We start from the raw sequence: 15534 nt of genomic DNA on the forward strand, positions 1-15534 counted from the left end.
TCGGCGGCACGGCATGGGCGCGTTTGACCGCTTCGCGAGGCCCCCCACCGTCTCACTCGGCCGGGGTGGTGGAGAATACACCTCGACCAATTCTTCCAGCCGCCACGCTCGAGCGATGAGGCTGCGTCGTCATCAGGTCGAGCAAGCTCGCACAGAGACCAGGTTGAACGAGACGGCGTCGAGCTCGAGCGAAAGGCAACCGCGTCTCCCTTTGAAGCCTTTATGCAAGGCCCACCAATCTCTGTCTGGCTCGCATAGCTGCGTGGGGCGCACCGCGCTCGATCATTCCTGCGGGAGACGATACCGCCCTTTGCGGCAGATTGTTTCTCCTTCTGCGCCGGCCCGTCCCGACCTCTTGCTCAGAACAACCGAAATTTGCCACTCATCTCCTTAGGATTGCGGTTCAGCGCGCGGACGCACGTGGCCTCCTTGATGGCTCGATCTGGCCCAAGAGCGGCTGCGCCTCGATCGTCTGAGCCGCAACGCCGTTGATGCGACTTTCTTCCCCTGGGCTTGCGCCCATTCCTCGCGAGACAAGAAAGTCGCTCCAACGGCGTCCTCCGCTGCGCTCCGGCCTGCTAGCGGGTGCGTCGCCGATCGTCTTCGGCCTTTAGATCGCCATCGAGGCCGCGGTGGTCGCGGGCTCGAAACACAACAGGAGAAGTGACATGGCTAACATCGGTTCTTTCAAGAAAGTCGGCAACGATTTCCAGGGCGAGATCGTCACCCTGAGTTTGCAGGCCAGGGGCGTCCGCATCGTCGCCGAGACCAACCGCTCCAACGATAACGCTCCCAGCCACCGCATCTATGTGGGCCGGGCGGAGATCGGGGCAGCCTGGTCCAAGCGCTCCGAGGAGGGCCGCGATTACCTCTCGCTCAAGCTTGACGACCCGTCGTTCAACGCGCCGATCTACGCGAACCTGTTCGATGACGAAGGCGGAGAGGGCTACACGCTCCTGTGGTCGCGCCCGCGCAAGAACGGGGAGTGAGGCTCGGTCCAAAGCCCCGCCTGAGTTGATCGGGCGGGGCTTCTTTTCCAGCCTAAGGCGGCAAGATGATCACGCTGCTGTTCCATTGGAGCGGTTCTCACATCACCTCTCGTGGGTACCGATATCTATTTTGGTCTGGTCAATGCCGGTATCGTAGACAGCTTGCTCTTGGGGCAGCGAGGGGCTTTGCGGAGCCCGGGGACCGAGCGCCTCAACCTCATAAGTCACCGCTGCAGCGCTAACGCTTTGCTGACCTTGCATCGGGCGTCTAATCGGGCGGAGGCACAATCGGAATGGCAAGTTCGGCGTCTACGCGGTCCCGTTTTGACCATCATCTTGAAGCCCTTCACTCACGCTTGAGCATTGCCGGATGGATTGTAAGGGCAGGAGGCTACACCCTCCTTAGGTCCGACCGCATAAAACCGGCAAGCAGAGCTCGAACAAAAACCTCGTCGAACCGCTCGTGCGAGGCTTCTTGCAGGCGGCAGGGGAACGTCTCGCCGCGGTACGATGCTCTACTGGTCAATCTTTTTTCCTCTTCGGTGCTTTAGGAAGCTCCTGGAGAACTCCTGGTCCGGTAAGACAAGATTCACGTGGCTAACACCCAGTGTGGTTGCGAGTTCGAACAGCGTCACCACGGTTGCGCCGACCTTGTTCCAATCCGCTGATATATTGTTGCGTGAAGCCGGACGCCTCTGAGAATTTCTCCTGCGTGAAGCCTTTCTGCTTCCGCAGTTTTAAAAAATTCCGACCCACCAACTTGCGCATATCCATCGGCGCAAGTTGCTTCTTCACATTGAACTGAGGAACCGTGCCTGCGCACGTCTATTGTCATTCTTGCGAGATTTACCATGCAAACACCGCCCCTTGAGCCGCATGTCGCCGCCTGCGCCCCCACAGATCCAGCGCTCACATCCTATGATGAGGAGCATCTGGTGACGTACTGGCGCCTTCTCGACGCCGCGGCAGATGGCGCCGACTGGAAGGAAGTGGCCCGAATCGTGCTGCACATTTGATCCGGACCGAGAATCGATGCGGGCGCAAACTGCATTCGAGAGCTATTTGAGGCGCGCTAGATGGCTGGCAGATCACGGCTACCGTCATCTGGTTGCGCGGTGGCGCAGGTAGATAGCAGGATTTGGCCATCCGAGTTGAGAAGTCAATTCTCTCCGACCATCATGGATCTTCTTGAGCATCACTTGGTGATCGCTTCCACGGCAACTTGGCACTCCCACAGCCCTTATTGACCGGCTATCGAGTCAATCGCGCTTGGAGAGTTCAGCCCGGAGTAGATGCGGTCGAGCGCACAATCACGCACGAATTTTGCTCGCCTTCTCCTCGACCAGTTGGGCGGGTCGAACTTCCAGAGCCTGCGAGACTTGCCAGATCGTAAGCAGGGTCACGTTTTGCAACCCTCTCTCCATTGATGAACGCGCGGTCGACACCCATGCGCTCTGCCACCGCCTCTTGGGTCAGGCGCAGGTCTAACCGAAATCGACGCGTGTTTGCTCCAAAAAGCTTGCGGATGTCCATCCGCAGGATAGGAAGCATTCGCGTATTTGGCGCTGCTTTCACCCATGACCCGCAAGGGTCTTTCGTAAGCGCTTAGCCGCAACCCTATTGAGGCTGGCTTGACGTTTTGCGGAATCGCCACGGCATGAGGTCTTCGATGCGGCTATGGGGATGGCCGTCGATGATCGTCTCGAGTGTTTCGGCGATGTAGGCGGCCGGGTTGACGTCGTTGAGCTTGCAGGTGGCGACGATCGAGGCGAGCAAGGCCCAGTTTTCGGCTCCGACCTCATGACCGGCGAAGAGCGCATTTTTTCTGGTCAGGCAGACTGGCCGGATGGCGTTCTCGACAGGGTTCGTGTCGAGCTCGAGGCGCCCGTCTTCGAGGAAGCGGGTCAGACCTTGCCAGTGATTGAGCGCGTAGCGGATGTCCTCGGCGAGCGTCGAACCGCTGGAGATCATCGACAGCTGCTTCTCGAACCACATTTTCAAAGCGGCGACGAGAGCCAACGAATGCTCCTTTCGTGCGGCGAGCCGGATGTCCGGCGATGCACCGCGCACCATGGCTTCAATGGCGTAAAGCTGTGCGATGTGCCGAATGGCGGCCTCGGCGATCGGCGATTTGCTATTGCGGGCCAATTTGACGAAGCGTCGGCGCAAGTGGCTCCAGCAATGCACGAGCGTCCAAGGCCCTTGCAGTCGAGCGACTTCGGTCAGTCGATCATAACCGTCATAGGCATCGCATTGCAGGAAGCGTCCGCCAAAGCCATCCAGGAACTGCTCAGCGAAGGCACCGCTGCGACTGGGGGCATATCGGAACAGCACGATCGGCGGACTTGGGCCGCTGTGGCCGCGGTCGTCTGAGGCAATCGCCCAGAAGTAGCCTTTCTTCGTTTGGCCGCGCCCGGGATCGAGTACCGGCGCCTTGGTCTCGTCCATGAACAGCCGATCCGCCATGGCCAGGTGGTGGCGCATGTGGTCGGCGATGGGCTGAAGATGGAAGCAGGCGCGGCCGGACCAGTTGCCCAGTGTCGCCCGATCAAGTCGGATGCCCTGGCGCGCATAGATCTCGGCCTGACGGTAAAATGGCGTATGGTCGCCAAATTTGGAGACGATCACATGCGCGATGGCCGCTTCGGTCGGCAGCCCGCCGGGCACGACGTGCTCCGGTGCGTGCGCCTGCACGACGGGGCCGGAGCAGCGGCGACAGATGTATTTTGGGCGGCGTGTGATCAGCACGCGCCATTGCGCCGGGATCACGTCGAGGCGCTGGCTGACGTCCTCGCCGATCTTCGTCATGGCGCCGCAACCGCACGGGCAAAGCGTACTCGCAGGCTCGATGATCCGTTCCACCCGCGGCAAATGGGCAGGCAGGCAGCCGCGATTGCGATGAGAACCTTGATCCGGCGCGCTCCGCGATCGGCCCTTGATCACAGCCTCGGCTCTCTCCTGCGCCGCGTCCAGGATGCCTTGCGCGATCTCCACGTCTTCCAGCGGCAAGTGATACTGATCTGGCCGCAGCTTCTCGGACGTCGCGCCGAACTTCTCGCGTCGCAATTCGCCGAGAATGACCTCCAACCGACGCCGCGCCTCTTCCGACGTCGCCAGCGCCGCCTGATGTTCGCTCAAGGCCGCCTGCGTTTGCGCCAAAAGCGCTTTCAATTGTTCATTTTCGTCGCGCAGCGCCGCGATGCTCATGCGCTATTTCGAGCACATCGCCGCCGCGCGTGCCACATTCAAAATAGCTTCCGAGTCATTCTGCCGCAGTTATCCAGCCGCCTGGGGACGCCGCGCTTCTTCCGGGCGGACCAACCTCCAATCCAGCCCTTCGAACAAGGCAGCGAACATCGCGGGCGACATTCGCATCACGCCGTCTGCGATCGTTGGCCAAACGAACTTGCAACCTTCAAGACGCTTGTGCACCAACACCAGACCCGTTCGATCCCAGACCAAAATCTTGATCCGGTCCGCTCGTTTCGATCGGAACACGAAGGCTGCGCCGCTGAACGGGTCGAGACGAAGCATCTCCTGCACCTTCGCCGCAAGCCCATCGTGGCCACAGCGGAAGTCGATCGGCCGCGTCGCGATGTAAATCTTCAGATCGGCACCGGCCGCGATCATCGTGACGCTCGCATCGCGCGGATCACACGGGACAGCTGCTCGCCATCTATGGCTGTGTCCGTCCGCAGCACGACATCGCCGATCGCGATCTCGAGCTTGATCGCCGGAACCTGACGCTCCTCCAACGCACCTTCCACGACCAGCGGCGCGAATGTCGGCTGCGATGCCTCGCGCGGCGGCAACATGCCTCGCTGTCGAAACCGCCGCCGCCAATCGTAGATCTGCCAGCGCGTCGCTCCGTGCTTGCGCGCCACCTCGGACACCTGGGCACCGGGTAACAGACTCTCGGCGACGATCCGAGCTCTCTCGGCTTCCGAACGTACGCGGCGCCCCGATGGTCCTTCAAGAACCTCCAGCCGGCTCACCGACCCCCTCGTTGAGCCGTCCAAATGGACGTCCTTTTTGCTGTCCAATCCCATCCCAAACCTCCGTCCAAGCCGGAGGCTTCTTTCGCACGTTCATTCGAATTCTGAAGCAAGGGTATCGGCTTCGCGCTTACGGTCTTTCTACGAGCAGACCATCTTCTGGGCGCCCGAGGCGATGCCAACGGTGGTGCCGATCGTTCGGAGCGCGTCCGGCTCTCAAGGTTCGGACGTAGTACTTCCGCTTGCTGACCTTACGTCGGCCACCATGAGGCAAGCACCGGACGGCTGGCATGCCCTCTTGCTGGTCCAGGGCGCGCAGCATCGATTATGGCTCAGAGAGGCCCCGCACCTCGGTACCGGATATGCCACCGAATTGCCGCTTGACGAGAATTTCGTCGCGCGCGCCCACGCCGCACATCGCTTATGGCGAGCGCTGAACGGCCGCCCGCCGGGATCTGCCTTTCATCGGCTTTCGGCCCAGCAGCGGAAAAGGCTCGGCCTGGCTCTGCGAGCGCGGGATGGGCATGAGGATGGCGCATCCTATCGAACGATCGCCGAGGTGATGTTCGGCAAAAGGCGGCTCATCGACCGCGGCTGGAAGACCCACGACCTGCGCAGCCGTACCATTCGCCTGGTCAAAGCCGGTCGCTTCATCGTGCGTACCGGCTACCGTGCATTGTTTCGATCGAGATCCCGCAAGAAATAGATCTGGATAGCGTACAACTGATGCAACCAGGTCAGGTTTGGCGCCTCTCGCCCTCCCGCTGACTGCACCGGCGGGCGGCCCGCGGTCGGATCTTACGCCTCATGCGTGCCGATCGCCTGCGGCGCATCGGAGCGCGTCGAACTTTCCCGCACCACGCCCAACAGCTGAGACGTCCCTGGCTGCGCAGCAGAATCGTCGGCCGATTGCTGACTACCAAAGCCTGCAGTCCTCTTTTGCCGATCGCAACGCGAAACCAAAAGGAGGGGTGCCGAAATCGTCCTAACAATGTTCGGCATCCCCTCACGTGCGTTCGCTCCTCCATGATGTCCGTCGACGCGCGATCAAACTCCGTCGCGCTCCATGACATCACGGGAGCGATCCGATGCCCGACCCGAACGCCGGCACGCCGCAGCGCTATCTTCGCACACCAGAAGCGGCACGCTTTCTTGGCCTCTCCGGCCGCACCCTCGAAAAGCATCGCACCTATGGCACAGGTCCGACCTACCGCAAGCTAGGCGGCCGCGTCGTCTACGCGCTCGAAGACCTGAAAGCATGGGTGGACCGCGGCGCCAAAACGTCGACCAGCGATCCCGGGGTTGGCACGGTCTTGCCCGCCAAGCGGCACGCGCCCATCGCCTACGCAGGCAAGGAGCGGCGCTGACCCATGCCGGACAGCAACTCCTTTGCGCGCTGGCGGCGCAACTCAGAACGGGAGCAGCTCGATCTGTTTCGCGCTCTTCCCGGTGATCTCGCGCCGCGCGACGCGCAAGACCTAATGGCTTATCCGTTCTTTTCGCTGGCGAAGTCAAAGCGGACCGTTCCCATCGATTTCGGGGCCGGGACAATCAAAATCCGTGTCGAAGCCGTGCCGGAACATGGCATGGCGACCATCTGGGATGCGGACGTGCTGATCTGGGCCGCCTCGCAAATTATCCAGGCGCGTGATGCAGGTTTGAAGACATCGCGGTTGATGGCCGCCACCCCTTACGAGATCCTGACTTTCGTTGGACGCGGCACAAGCGTGCGCGACTACGATCGCCTCAAGGCTGCGCTCGACCGCTTGCAATCGACCACCGTGATGACATCCATTCGCCAGCCGACGGAGCGCCGGCAGCATCGGTTCTCGTGGATCAATGAATGGAAAGAGACCGCGGATATGCACGGCCGCGCCCGCGGGCTCGAGCTGATCCTGCCAGACTGGTTCTACACGGGTGTTCTGAACGAAGCGCTCGTGCTGACGATCGACCGCGCATATTTCGATCTGACTGGTGGACTGGAGCGCTGGCTTTATCGCCTCGTGCGCAAGCACGGCGGTCGCCAAAAGGGCGGCTGGAGCTTTGATCTTGTGCACCTCCACGCCAAATCGGGCTGCCTATCGCCACTCAAGCACTTCGCATACGACCTGCGCCAGATCGTTCGACAGCAGAGATTGCCGGGATATGAACTGGTCATCTCGCACGACCCAAATGGGACGGAACGGCTGAACTTCGCTCCCACTGCGGTCGACCCGCTTACCCACCGGCTGCGCAAGCGCGGGCTTATCTCCAGCTCGGGGGAAAACCTGTGAATCCCGCCGTGCTATCAGGGACCAGCGCCACCGTGCCATCCGGGACCGAAAACGCGTGCGATCAGGGACCGCTATCGCGGAAAAGCCGTTGCCACAGAGGAGCTTCCGCTTCCTCTAACTTTCCTAACCAGGAATCCTTCGGATTCCTTCTAACGGACCCCCAGTCCACGTCCCTGCAGAGCCGGTCCTGGCTGTCCAGTGAGCCCACGTACGCCAACCTCCGCACGAGAGCGGCTGAGCTGCGTCTTGGTTCGTGGAAATGGGCCTTCGCAGTCCTGGACCTGCAGGAGCGTTGTCTCGTCTTCAGGCTCGCTTGGCGTTCTGACGCGGCCGTGAGCGCGAAGCAGTCGTGCTTTGCCCCACTTGTCGTCTGCCTATCACGCCTCCTCGTCCTGGATTTCAGATCGCCACGTCTCAGCACCGCGCCCGCCGTCTTGCGATATGGAATTTCAATATGAATGATCTCACGACGGTTGAGCTCCTGTGGCTCGAGAAACGCATCGAAAACCGCATTCGGTTCGGCCGGCCTATATCGGAAACGATCATCGGCCATCACCGGCGTGTTCTTTCATTTGCGCCTGGGAGCATTTTTGCGTTCGTACGCTGGAGCTCCAATGACTTCGGAACCGTACTGTCACGCATCGATATTCTGCGCGCGTCCGCGCCAGGGCAGCGCTACTCGACCGTGCCTTGGATCAGTCCGGGCGGCGAGAGCCTGCTGAGATTGTCCGGTTGGCCGAAGGTCGAACGTGTCCTGCAACTGATCGAGGCGGTGGAAGCACTCGGCATCGATCCCGCCGACGCGGCGCCCGACTACTGGCACCACGCGCACAACCGCCTTTCGGTGAATGAGACTCCGCGAAGCTACACCCGTGCGCGCCACCAGGCGTGGCTCCGGCGCCAAAGGGTGACACTCTGATGGGCCAGCTCATAACAATTCTTGCAATGTGCGGGGGCACGGCTCTTGCGCTCTCCGCCGACCGGGGCACAGCGCCATGGTATGTTTGGAACGCTTCGCACAGCGTGCCGATCGGTCTTTACCGCTTGCAGGCGGTGGAGCGTCTCCGTGTCACCTCGCTCGTAGCCGTTCGCCCGCCTGACCCGCTTGCGTCCTTCCTTGATTTGAACGGCTATCTGCCGCTCGGCATTCCCATGCTCAAGCGGGTCTTGGCGCTCCCTGGGCACACCGTCTGCAGACGAGAACTCACTATCCTCGTCGACGGCATCGAGATGGGCGAGGCCCGCGAGCGTGATGGCCGTGGGCGGCCTTTGCCCGCCTGGCAGGGATGCCGCGTCCTGCTGGACAATCAAATCTTTCTGATGAACTGGCAATCCGCCGACTCTTTTGACGGCCGCTATTTCGGGCCGATCGCGGCCTCCGCCGTCATCGGCCAAGCTTTGCCAGTGTGGACGAAGGAGGAATGACCATGCTTGCCTCGCTTCATCGGGTTGCAGCTTCATCATGCTCCCGCGGACCACAATCCCTTTGCTCCTTTCCGGCCAAGCTCGTCAGCAGATGCGGGCGCGCAGATGATGATCAGCTGCAAAGGCCGCACGCTGACTGCTCCCAGGTTGCGCTCGAGGCGATGCGGGCATGCCGTCCATCCTTCCGTATCATCGCGGCATTCCTGGCAGCTTTGGCAGCTGTCGAATTGCCGTCGAGCTGTCGAGCCCAATCCGAATTGCAGGCGCCTGCTCCGCCCTCAACGTGCCTTGGCAAATTCGTCCCATATGCGGCCTTCATTGCCGAGGCGTCCCGCCGGTTTGCAGTTCCCGTGCAATTGGTTTGTGCCGTGATCCAGGTCGAAAGCAGTGGCAAAGCGCAGGCCGTGTCATCTCGAGGTGCCCTGGGCTTGATGCAGATCATGCCAGGGACGTGGGTCGACCTGAGCGCCCGCTACAATCTAGGCATCGACCCCTTTGACCCCCATGACAACATTTTCGCAGGGGCCGCCTACCTGCGAGAGATGCTGGACCGGTTCGGCTCGGACGGATTTCTCGCCGCCTACAACGCAGGCCCCCAGCGCTACGCGAAGCATCTGACGACGGGGCGCGCGCTGCCTGAAGAAACCCTGGCCTACCTGAACAAACTCGAGCCATTGACCGGCATCATACAGCGCTGGCGCGATACTTCGGTCCCCGTTCCCAGCACAGATTGGAAGCAGGCCGCGCCGTTTGTTCCGCGATTTCATCCCTGGTCGAGCGAACGGAGCTCGGTATCCGCTCTGCATGAAACGCCTTCATCGAAAGACACGCTGACCCCCAACACAACTGGACTTGTGCCCCATGCGAGTGGTCTGTTCGTGCCGCGATCGGACGAATCGAAGTCTCAATGACGATAATCGCATCTCCTCGCATGCCATCGCAAGTTCTCGCATTTTGGAGAGTGATGAGGACGCGGGCGGAAGGAGCGGACCGGGGATGGCAGGATAAAAGCCGCAAGGTGCGGCCGGTCGGTTGTGAGAAATCTGGCTTTAGTTTCAATCATCCAATGCAACTTGCGAATCTTGAGCGCACATTTTCAGTTTTGCCAAATTGCAGCCGCGGCTCAGCTTTTTGCACTCTGCCGGCAAACCATGGCCGGTAAGGACGACTTCCGAATCCGCCCTGGCCGCATTCGCTCTACGCGAGCGCCGGGGGCAAAGCCGTTTCTGGCGCAGGCCCTCAGAGCCGCGCAGAAGGCCGGCGGTCTGTCACGCGGCTATCGTCGTGGAACAAACTTCGGACGTGGGCGGGCCGCGAGCCTTGCAGCGTCCAAACTGCTCAGCAACCGGTCTCGCGGCGCCATGGTCAAGGCGCGGGTGGTTCGCCAAATGCGCACGCCCGGGGCGCTGCGGGCCCATCTTGGTTATCTGCAGCGTGACGGCGTCACCCGGGACGGGGCGCCAAGCAAGCTCTTTGATGCTCTCGGAGATGAAGCAGACGGCCGCGGCTTCGCCGAACGCTGCGAGGGTGACCGGCATCATTTCCGCTTCATCGTTTCGCCCGATGATGCAGGCGAGCTCACCAGCCTGCGCAGCTTCACCCGTGAGCTCATGGATCAGGCCTCACGCGACCTTGGAACGCGCCTCGAATGGGTCGCGGTCGATCACTGGAATACGGAACACCCGCACATTCATATTCTCGTGCGCGGCCGCGCCGATGATGGAAAAGACCTCGTCATCAGTCGCGACTACATCGCAAACGGCTTGCGGGCCCGAGCCGGCGATCTCGTCACCCGCGAATTGGGTCCCCGATCCGAGCTCCAGATCCGCGAAGCGCTGGAAGCCGAGGTGAGCGCCGAGCGCTGGACCAGGCTCGACCGGGTGCTCGCGCGGCAAGCGGCATTGGCCGATGGGGTCATCGATTTAAGGCCGGAACGGGATGGTGCCCGGGACCCGTTACGAGACATTCGGATCGGGCGGATGCGGATGCTGGAGCGCCTGGGTGTGGCAGAGCCGGCAGGGCCCGCTCGCTGGGTCTTGGCCGAAGACGCCGAGCCACGCCTGAGAGCGCTTGGCGAGCGCGGCGACATCATCAAGCGGCTGCACAAGGCGATTGCCAAGGATGGTATCGCACGCTCACCGTCCTCCTTTGCGCTCGAAGGCGAGCATCACGGTCAACCGATCATTGGCCGTCTCGTCGCCCGCGGACACGACGACGAATTGAGGGGCAATGCCTTTGCCATTGTCGACGGCATAGACGGGCGCGTCCATCACCTCAAACTCCCCGATATCGAGGCGGCTGGCGACGGGCCGATTGGAGGCGTCGTGGAGCTCCGCCGCTTTGAGGATGCGAGGGGACGGACACGCATCGCACTCGCGGTAAGATCGGAACTCGTCCTCGAAAAGCAGGTCACCGCGGAAGGTGCCACATGGCTCGACCGGCAGCTTGTGGCGCGCGAGCCTGCTGAGTTCTCGCGCGCCGGTTTTGGCGCAGAGGTCCGGGCAGCCCTGGAACAGCGGATTGATGTGCTGGCAGAGTACGGGCTTGCACAGCGGCACGGCGACAAGGTGCGGCTTGGCCGCAATCTGATCGAGACCTTGCAAAGTCGCGAGCTCGATCGCGCCGGCCGGCGCCTCGCGGAGGAGACGGGGCTTACGCATCTGCCTGCTCGATCAGGTGAACAGGTTTCGGGGACATACCGACAGCGGCTTTCCCTCGCCTCGGGGCGCTTTGCCATGATTGATAATGGGCTCGGCTTTCAGCTCGTGCCTTGGGCTCCTTCACTAGAGCGGGAACTGGGCAAACAGGTGAGCGGGATCGCAGGTCCAGGCAATGTCGATTGGTCCTGGGGCCGCAAACGGGGCCTGTCACTTTGACTGGCAGTTTCTCCGCTGGGCTGCGATCCACGACTGCGGCGCTAGCTGCGGCTGCGCTCGCCCACGTACAAGCGAAGCCCGCTGTCCTTTTGTCGCCAGAAGAAGTTCGCTGTAGTCGCGCTCACTGCAACCACGCCCCAGCGGGTCTTGGGGGGCCGGGACATTCGCCGCATAGCGGCGAGACGGGGTTCTCTCAGCTCGCGAACCTCTCGCTGGTTCGACCATTCTGCGTGCCCGGTTCCGAGCAACTGTCTCCTCCTGGATATCTTGATGCAGGTGCGAGTTTTCGCTAGATGGCATGTGTTCATTTAGGAGAAGTGACGGTGACGATCGGTACTGTAAAGTGGTTCAACACGACCAAGGGCTACGGTTTCATCAAGCCGGATGACGGCGGCCCCGACGTCTTTGTGCACATCAGCGCCGTTGAAAAGGCCGGATACACCGGCTTGGCAGAAGGCGCTCGGATCAGCTTCGAGGCCAAGGCTGGTGGTTCCGGCAAAGTATCAGCCGAGAATCTCCGGATCGGATAAGGCCGATATCGCCGACGGCGGCGGCAACGGTTGGATCGGAATCCCTCCTGAAAAGGGACCGATCTCGCCAAGAAGATAGCGTCGCTAGTGGGCGATACGGCCGTGCCATGGCATCGATCTGGACCCGGGCGCACCGTGAGAACCAGTTGGTTAGATTGACCCAATCTACCCGCTGTCATTTCCGCGAACTGCTGCGGCTTGCCGCTGGGGTGACTTCAGCGTTGCTCTCGATCGGGCCAGCCGGCACCAGATGCACGATGCGATAGCCATTCTCGTGCAGATAGCGCAAGAACGCCGGCATCATTGCGGCCGTTCGGGCCTGGGCATCGTGCAGGAGAATGATGCCCTTGCTTGCGACCTCCAGCCGCTCGGTAACTGTCTTTAGTTCTTGTTCTGGGGTTAGGTTCTCCCAGTCGCCCGCCGAAAGGTCAGCTCCAAACACGACCATCCCGCGCGAACGCAAGAATTCGAGCATCGCTGGGCTCGAGTCGAAATACGGAAACCGGAAAAAGCGCGATGGCGGGCTTTGGGCGGAGGCGCCCTTGAGCGCCGTCTCATCGGCGGCAATTCCACGATCAATATCCTTCTTGGCCTGTTCGAAGGTCATCTTCGACATCATCGTATGCGACCAGCTGTGGTGTGCGATGGTGTGGCCCTCGGCAGCAATTCGGCGAACGAGCTCTGGAGACTTCGCGGAGGACTTGCCGACCAGAAAGAACGTGGCCCGTACGCATTCCTTGGCGAGCGCCGCCAGTACCTTTTGCGTGCTCGGCGGCCGCGGCCCGTCGTCAAAGGTGAGGACGACCTCATGGTCAGCCAAAGGGAGCGTTTCCCGAAAGCTGTTCAATCCAACGCGCGCGTGGGCCTTTGCGTCGACCTCGAGGACGCGGGAGGTGCCGAGCACATCCTGCCGTGGGCAGTCGGCCGCGTCTGTCACGACTATCCCGGCAAGTAGCAGGGTCACAGCACCAGCAAGCGGCGTCGTCAATCTGAGCAGGCGCGTCTTTGAATGCGCCACACCTCCACCCTTACCTGAGCCAGCAGCATTGCCGAAACACCATAACCTCATGCGATTCAGGTGGCTCTTGGGAAAGGGCAGCTTGGCGGCGGGTGAGCTTATCTATTGCGCGATCGTCAGAACTCCGGGACCCATTCAGCGACACTTCGCGAGGATCGAAGGTCGTCCGTCCCTCCAGCGTTTGAGCGCTCCAGGAGGGCAATCTTCAGGAACGCTTCACATTACTTGAGCGAAGTCAGCGTTTTTCTGCCCATCCATGAGCTCTTACGCACATAATCGGCATTTCGGCGCCGTCTCATGATGCAAACCTCGATCAGTCCCGCTTCGCTTGAATGGGCGTTGGCTACGTATCTCGGCTTTGTCCCCGCCGATCTCTGCGCTGCCACGCGCGCCACTGCGACGCGAGCACCATTGTAGTTGTGTGCGCACGTCGATATGCCGAGATATCCCGATCATGTCGGCAACAAAAATCATTTGGCACCAGGTCATCCTGGTCTGCCTCATCGTGCTCGCGTTCCTGTGGGCTGCGACCGAATGGACAGCCTGGCGGCTTGCGTTCCAGCAACAGCTTGGGGCTCCCTGGTTCAAGCTCGGGCATTGGCCGATTTATCAGCCGGCAGCTTTCTTCGGCTGGTGGTTCAAGTTTGATGCTTATGCGCCCGTCGTTTTTCTGGAGGGTGGCGCGATTGCTGCAAGCGGCGGCATCGCGGCCATAGCGCTCGCCATGTTGCTCTCGGTCCTGCGAGCCCATGAAGGGCGGGACGTCACCACCTACGGCTCGGCGCGCTGGGCCGATCTACGCGAAGTCAGACGGGCCGGGCTGTTAGGCCCTGACGGCGTCGTGCTCGGCCGGTTCGGACGTCATTATCTGCGCCACGACGGGCCCGAGCATGTGCTTTGCTTTGCGCCGACGCGCTCCGGGAAAGGTGTTGGCCTCGTCATTCCGACCCTTCTGACCTGGCCGGCCTCCACCATCGTCCATGACATCAAGGGTGAGAACTTCCAGTTGACCTCTGGGTGGCGCGCGCAATTTGGGCCCGTGCTGTTGTTCGATCCGACCAATCCGGCCAGCGCCGCCTACAATCCACTCCTCGAGATCCGCCGTGGCGACTGCGAGGTGCGAGATGCTCAAAATATCGCGGATATTCTCGTCGATCCTGAGGGTGCACTCGAGCGCCGCAATCATTGGGAAAAGACCAGCCACTCACTCCTGGTGGGGGCAATTCTGCACGTCCTCTACGCCGAAGCCGATAAGACCCTCGCCGGGGTTGCAAATTTCCTTTCGGATCCATCTCGCCCGATCGAGGCTACGCTCAATGCAATGCTGGCGACTCCGCATCTTGAGACAGGCATCCATCCAGTCGTCGCATCAGCGGCACGCGAGCTTTTGAACAAAAGCGAGAACGAGCGCTCGGGTGTGCTCTCGACGGCGATGAGCTTCCTCGGGCTCTATCGTGATCCGGTAGTTGCCAAGATCACCGCGCGAAGCGATTGGCGCATCCGTGATCTCGTCGACCGTCCTGAATCCGTCTCACTGTACCTCGTGGTGCCGCCATCGGACATCGTCCGCACCAAACCCTTGATGCGGCTCATCCTGAACCAGATCGGACGGCGTTTGACCGAGAGCCTTGATCCCGACCGGCGCCGGCAGAAGCTGCTTCTGATGCTTGACGAGTTTGCAGCCCTCGGCCGGCTCGACTTTTTCGAGAGCCAACTCGCCTTTATGGCAGGTTACGGCATCCGCAGCTTTCTCATCACGCAGAGCCTTAACCAGCTCGAACGCGCCTACGGTCCGAACCATGCGATCCTTGACAATTGCCACGTCCGGATCGCCTTTTCGACCAATGACGAGCGCACCGCCAAGCGCGTCTCCGACGCGCTCGGAACTGCGACCGAATTGCGAGCCATGAAGAACTATGCGGGCCACCGCCTGAGCCCGTGGCTTGGGCACTTGATGGTCAGCCGCCAGGAGACCTCTCGTCCGCTGCTGACTCCCGGCGAAATCATGCAACTGTCTCCGCAAGACGCGGTCGTGATGATTTCCGGTGTGCACCCGGTCCGTGCCAACAAGGTCCGCTACTATGAGGATCCGCAATTCCAGCGACGTGTCTTGAAGCCGCCCCGCTTGGAGCCGAACAAGCAGCCCACCCGCCCAGATGACTGGTCAGCCCGCGCCCAAATATCGCCGTCGGGCCAGCTGCTGACCAGGCGCACGGGCAGGAGCGACGAGGCGAACGGCGGCTTACGCCGCGAGCCGGAATTGCATGAGGAAATCGAGATCAAGACGCCGGCCGGCGAGCACGAGTTCGACCCCGAGCTCGACGAGGGTGACGAGGATGCCGTCCAGGCGCAACTGATGAGCCGGTCGATGCAGGGAGTTGCGCGAACCGTCACCCTCGATCCCGACGATGGAATGGACCTGTGAGCG

General features: G+C 61.5%; 14 protein-coding genes and 3 pseudogenes. 11 read left to right on the top strand and 6 right to left on the bottom strand.

Annotation, left to right across the window (positions count from 1 at the left end; genetic code table 11):
• Window positions 1-668 precede the first annotated feature (668 nt).
• Window positions 669-989 carry a DUF736 domain-containing protein gene (locus tag IVB54_RS40450; protein WP_018458991.1) on the top strand — a complete coding sequence of 107 codons (321 nt, stop codon included), beginning with the start codon at window positions 669-671 and terminating at the stop codon, window positions 987-989.
• A gap of 515 nt (window positions 990-1504) precedes the next feature.
• Here the strand turns inward: IVB54_RS40450 and IVB54_RS40455 are convergent.
• Window positions 1505-1763, bottom strand: a pseudogene (locus IVB54_RS40455) (helix-turn-helix transcriptional regulator).
• Between the two features lie 77 nt (window positions 1764-1840).
• Here IVB54_RS40455 and IVB54_RS40460 point away from each other — a divergent pair.
• Window positions 1841-2117 (top strand): annotated as a pseudogene (locus IVB54_RS40460) (DUF2285 domain-containing protein).
• Window positions 2118-2299: 182 nt separating this feature from the next.
• Here the strand turns inward: IVB54_RS40460 and IVB54_RS40465 are convergent.
• From IVB54_RS40465 to IVB54_RS40480, 4 genes and pseudogenes are all read right to left on the bottom strand, one after another.
• Window positions 2300-2522, bottom strand: a pseudogene (locus IVB54_RS40465) (helix-turn-helix transcriptional regulator).
• A gap of 84 nt (window positions 2523-2606) precedes the next feature.
• On the bottom strand, window positions 2607-4196 hold the full coding sequence (locus IVB54_RS40470) for an IS66 family transposase (RefSeq protein WP_247776553.1): 1590 nt from the start codon (window positions 4194-4196) through the stop codon (window positions 2607-2609).
• A 69-nt stretch (window positions 4197-4265) separates the two neighbouring features.
• Window positions 4266-4619, bottom strand: a complete 354-nt coding sequence (gene tnpB / locus IVB54_RS40475) for an IS66 family insertion sequence element accessory protein TnpB (RefSeq protein ID WP_247383196.1) — start codon at window positions 4617-4619, stop codon at window positions 4266-4268.
• Window positions 4616-5038 (bottom strand): transposase, encoded by a 423-nt coding sequence (locus IVB54_RS40480; RefSeq protein WP_247383198.1) that lies wholly within the window; start codon window positions 5036-5038, stop codon window positions 4616-4618. Before IVB54_RS40480 ends, tnpB begins: the two co-directional genes overlap by 4 nt.
• A gap of 211 nt (window positions 5039-5249) precedes the next feature.
• On the opposite strand from IVB54_RS40480, the gene IVB54_RS40485 reads away from it, so the two are divergent.
• The 8 genes from IVB54_RS40485 (at window position 5250) to IVB54_RS40520 (ending at window position 12088) form a co-directional block, all read left to right on the top strand.
• Entirely contained in the window at window positions 5250-5690 is a 441-nt protein-coding gene (locus IVB54_RS40485; protein ID WP_247777643.1) for a DUF2285 domain-containing protein, read from the top strand.
• 382 nt (window positions 5691-6072) lie between these two features.
• Complete coding sequence (locus IVB54_RS40490; RefSeq protein ID WP_018457391.1) at window positions 6073-6351, top strand: helix-turn-helix domain-containing protein; 279 nt, start codon at window positions 6073-6075, stop codon at window positions 6349-6351.
• Between the two features lie 3 nt (window positions 6352-6354).
• Window positions 6355-7257 (top strand): replication initiator protein A, encoded by a 903-nt coding sequence (locus IVB54_RS40495; protein WP_247777644.1) that lies wholly within the window; start codon window positions 6355-6357, stop codon window positions 7255-7257.
• Window positions 7258-7711: 454 nt separating this feature from the next.
• Entirely contained in the window at window positions 7712-8176 is a 465-nt protein-coding gene (locus tag IVB54_RS40500; protein WP_247367877.1) for a DUF2840 domain-containing protein, read from the top strand.
• The gene (locus IVB54_RS40505; RefSeq protein WP_247367878.1) at window positions 8176-8682 is read left to right on the top strand and encodes a S26 family signal peptidase; all 507 of its coding nucleotides are present in this window, start codon (window positions 8176-8178) and stop codon (window positions 8680-8682) included. Before IVB54_RS40500 ends, IVB54_RS40505 begins: the two co-directional genes overlap by 1 nt.
• A complete protein-coding gene (locus IVB54_RS40510) occupies window positions 8679-9593 on the top strand; it encodes a lytic transglycosylase domain-containing protein (RefSeq protein ID WP_247367885.1) in 915 nt (304 codons plus the stop codon). The genes IVB54_RS40505 and IVB54_RS40510 overlap by 4 nt, the downstream gene beginning before the upstream one ends.
• A 240-nt stretch (window positions 9594-9833) precedes the next feature.
• Window positions 9834-11558, top strand: coding sequence for a DUF3363 domain-containing protein (locus IVB54_RS40515; protein ID WP_247478123.1), 1725 nt, complete (start codon window positions 9834-9836; stop codon window positions 11556-11558).
• A gap of 323 nt (window positions 11559-11881) precedes the next feature.
• On the top strand, window positions 11882-12088 hold the full coding sequence (locus tag IVB54_RS40520; protein WP_026233366.1) for a cold-shock protein: 207 nt from the start codon (window positions 11882-11884) through the stop codon (window positions 12086-12088).
• Between the two features lie 175 nt (window positions 12089-12263).
• Here IVB54_RS40520 and IVB54_RS40525 read toward each other — a convergent pair whose 3' ends face one another.
• A complete protein-coding gene (locus tag IVB54_RS40525) occupies window positions 12264-13052 on the bottom strand; it encodes a polysaccharide deacetylase family protein (RefSeq protein ID WP_247300063.1) in 789 nt (262 codons plus the stop codon).
• A 508-nt stretch (window positions 13053-13560) separates the two neighbouring features.
• Between IVB54_RS40525 and IVB54_RS40530 the strand changes: the two genes are divergently transcribed.
• Window positions 13561-15531: a conjugal transfer protein TraG gene (locus IVB54_RS40530; protein ID WP_247299929.1), complete on the top strand. Its 1971-nt coding sequence runs from the start codon at window positions 13561-13563 to the stop codon at window positions 15529-15531.
• Window positions 15532-15534: the final 3 nt, after the last annotated feature.

Origin of the sequence: Bradyrhizobium sp. CW1, assembly GCF_023100665.1 — a bacterium.
GTDB lineage: Bacteria > Pseudomonadota > Alphaproteobacteria > Rhizobiales > Xanthobacteraceae > Bradyrhizobium > Bradyrhizobium canariense_D.

Bases quoted from the DNA above. Each gene is read 5' to 3' on its own strand.
- IVB54_RS40490 (WP_018457391.1), top strand. From the start codon at position 6,073: ATGCCCGACCCGAACGCCGGCACGCCGCAGCGCTATCTTCGCACACCA.
- IVB54_RS40495 (WP_247777644.1), top strand. From the start codon at position 6,355: ATGCCGGACAGCAACTCCTTTGCGCGCTGGCGGCGCAACTCAGAACGG.
- IVB54_RS40505 (WP_247367878.1), top strand. From the start codon at position 8,176: ATGGGCCAGCTCATAACAATTCTTGCAATGTGCGGGGGCACGGCTCTT.
- IVB54_RS40530 (WP_247299929.1), top strand. From the start codon at position 13,561: ATGTCGGCAACAAAAATCATTTGGCACCAGGTCATCCTGGTCTGCCTC.
- IVB54_RS40500 (WP_247367877.1), top strand. From the start codon at position 7,712: ATGAATGATCTCACGACGGTTGAGCTCCTGTGGCTCGAGAAACGCATC.
- tnpB (WP_247383196.1), bottom strand. From the start codon at position 4,619: ATGATCGCGGCCGGTGCCGATCTGAAGATTTACATCGCGACGCGGCCG.
- IVB54_RS40485 (WP_247777643.1), top strand. From the start codon at position 5,250: ATGAGGCAAGCACCGGACGGCTGGCATGCCCTCTTGCTGGTCCAGGGC.
- IVB54_RS40515 (WP_247478123.1), top strand. From the start codon at position 9,834: ATGGCCGGTAAGGACGACTTCCGAATCCGCCCTGGCCGCATTCGCTCT.
- IVB54_RS40510 (WP_247367885.1), top strand. From the start codon at position 8,679: ATGACCATGCTTGCCTCGCTTCATCGGGTTGCAGCTTCATCATGCTCC.
- IVB54_RS40480 (WP_247383198.1), bottom strand. From the start codon at position 5,038: ATGGGATTGGACAGCAAAAAGGACGTCCATTTGGACGGCTCAACGAGG.
- IVB54_RS40470 (WP_247776553.1), bottom strand. From the start codon at position 4,196: ATGAGCATCGCGGCGCTGCGCGACGAAAATGAACAATTGAAAGCGCTT.
- IVB54_RS40450 (WP_018458991.1), top strand. From the start codon at position 669: ATGGCTAACATCGGTTCTTTCAAGAAAGTCGGCAACGATTTCCAGGGC.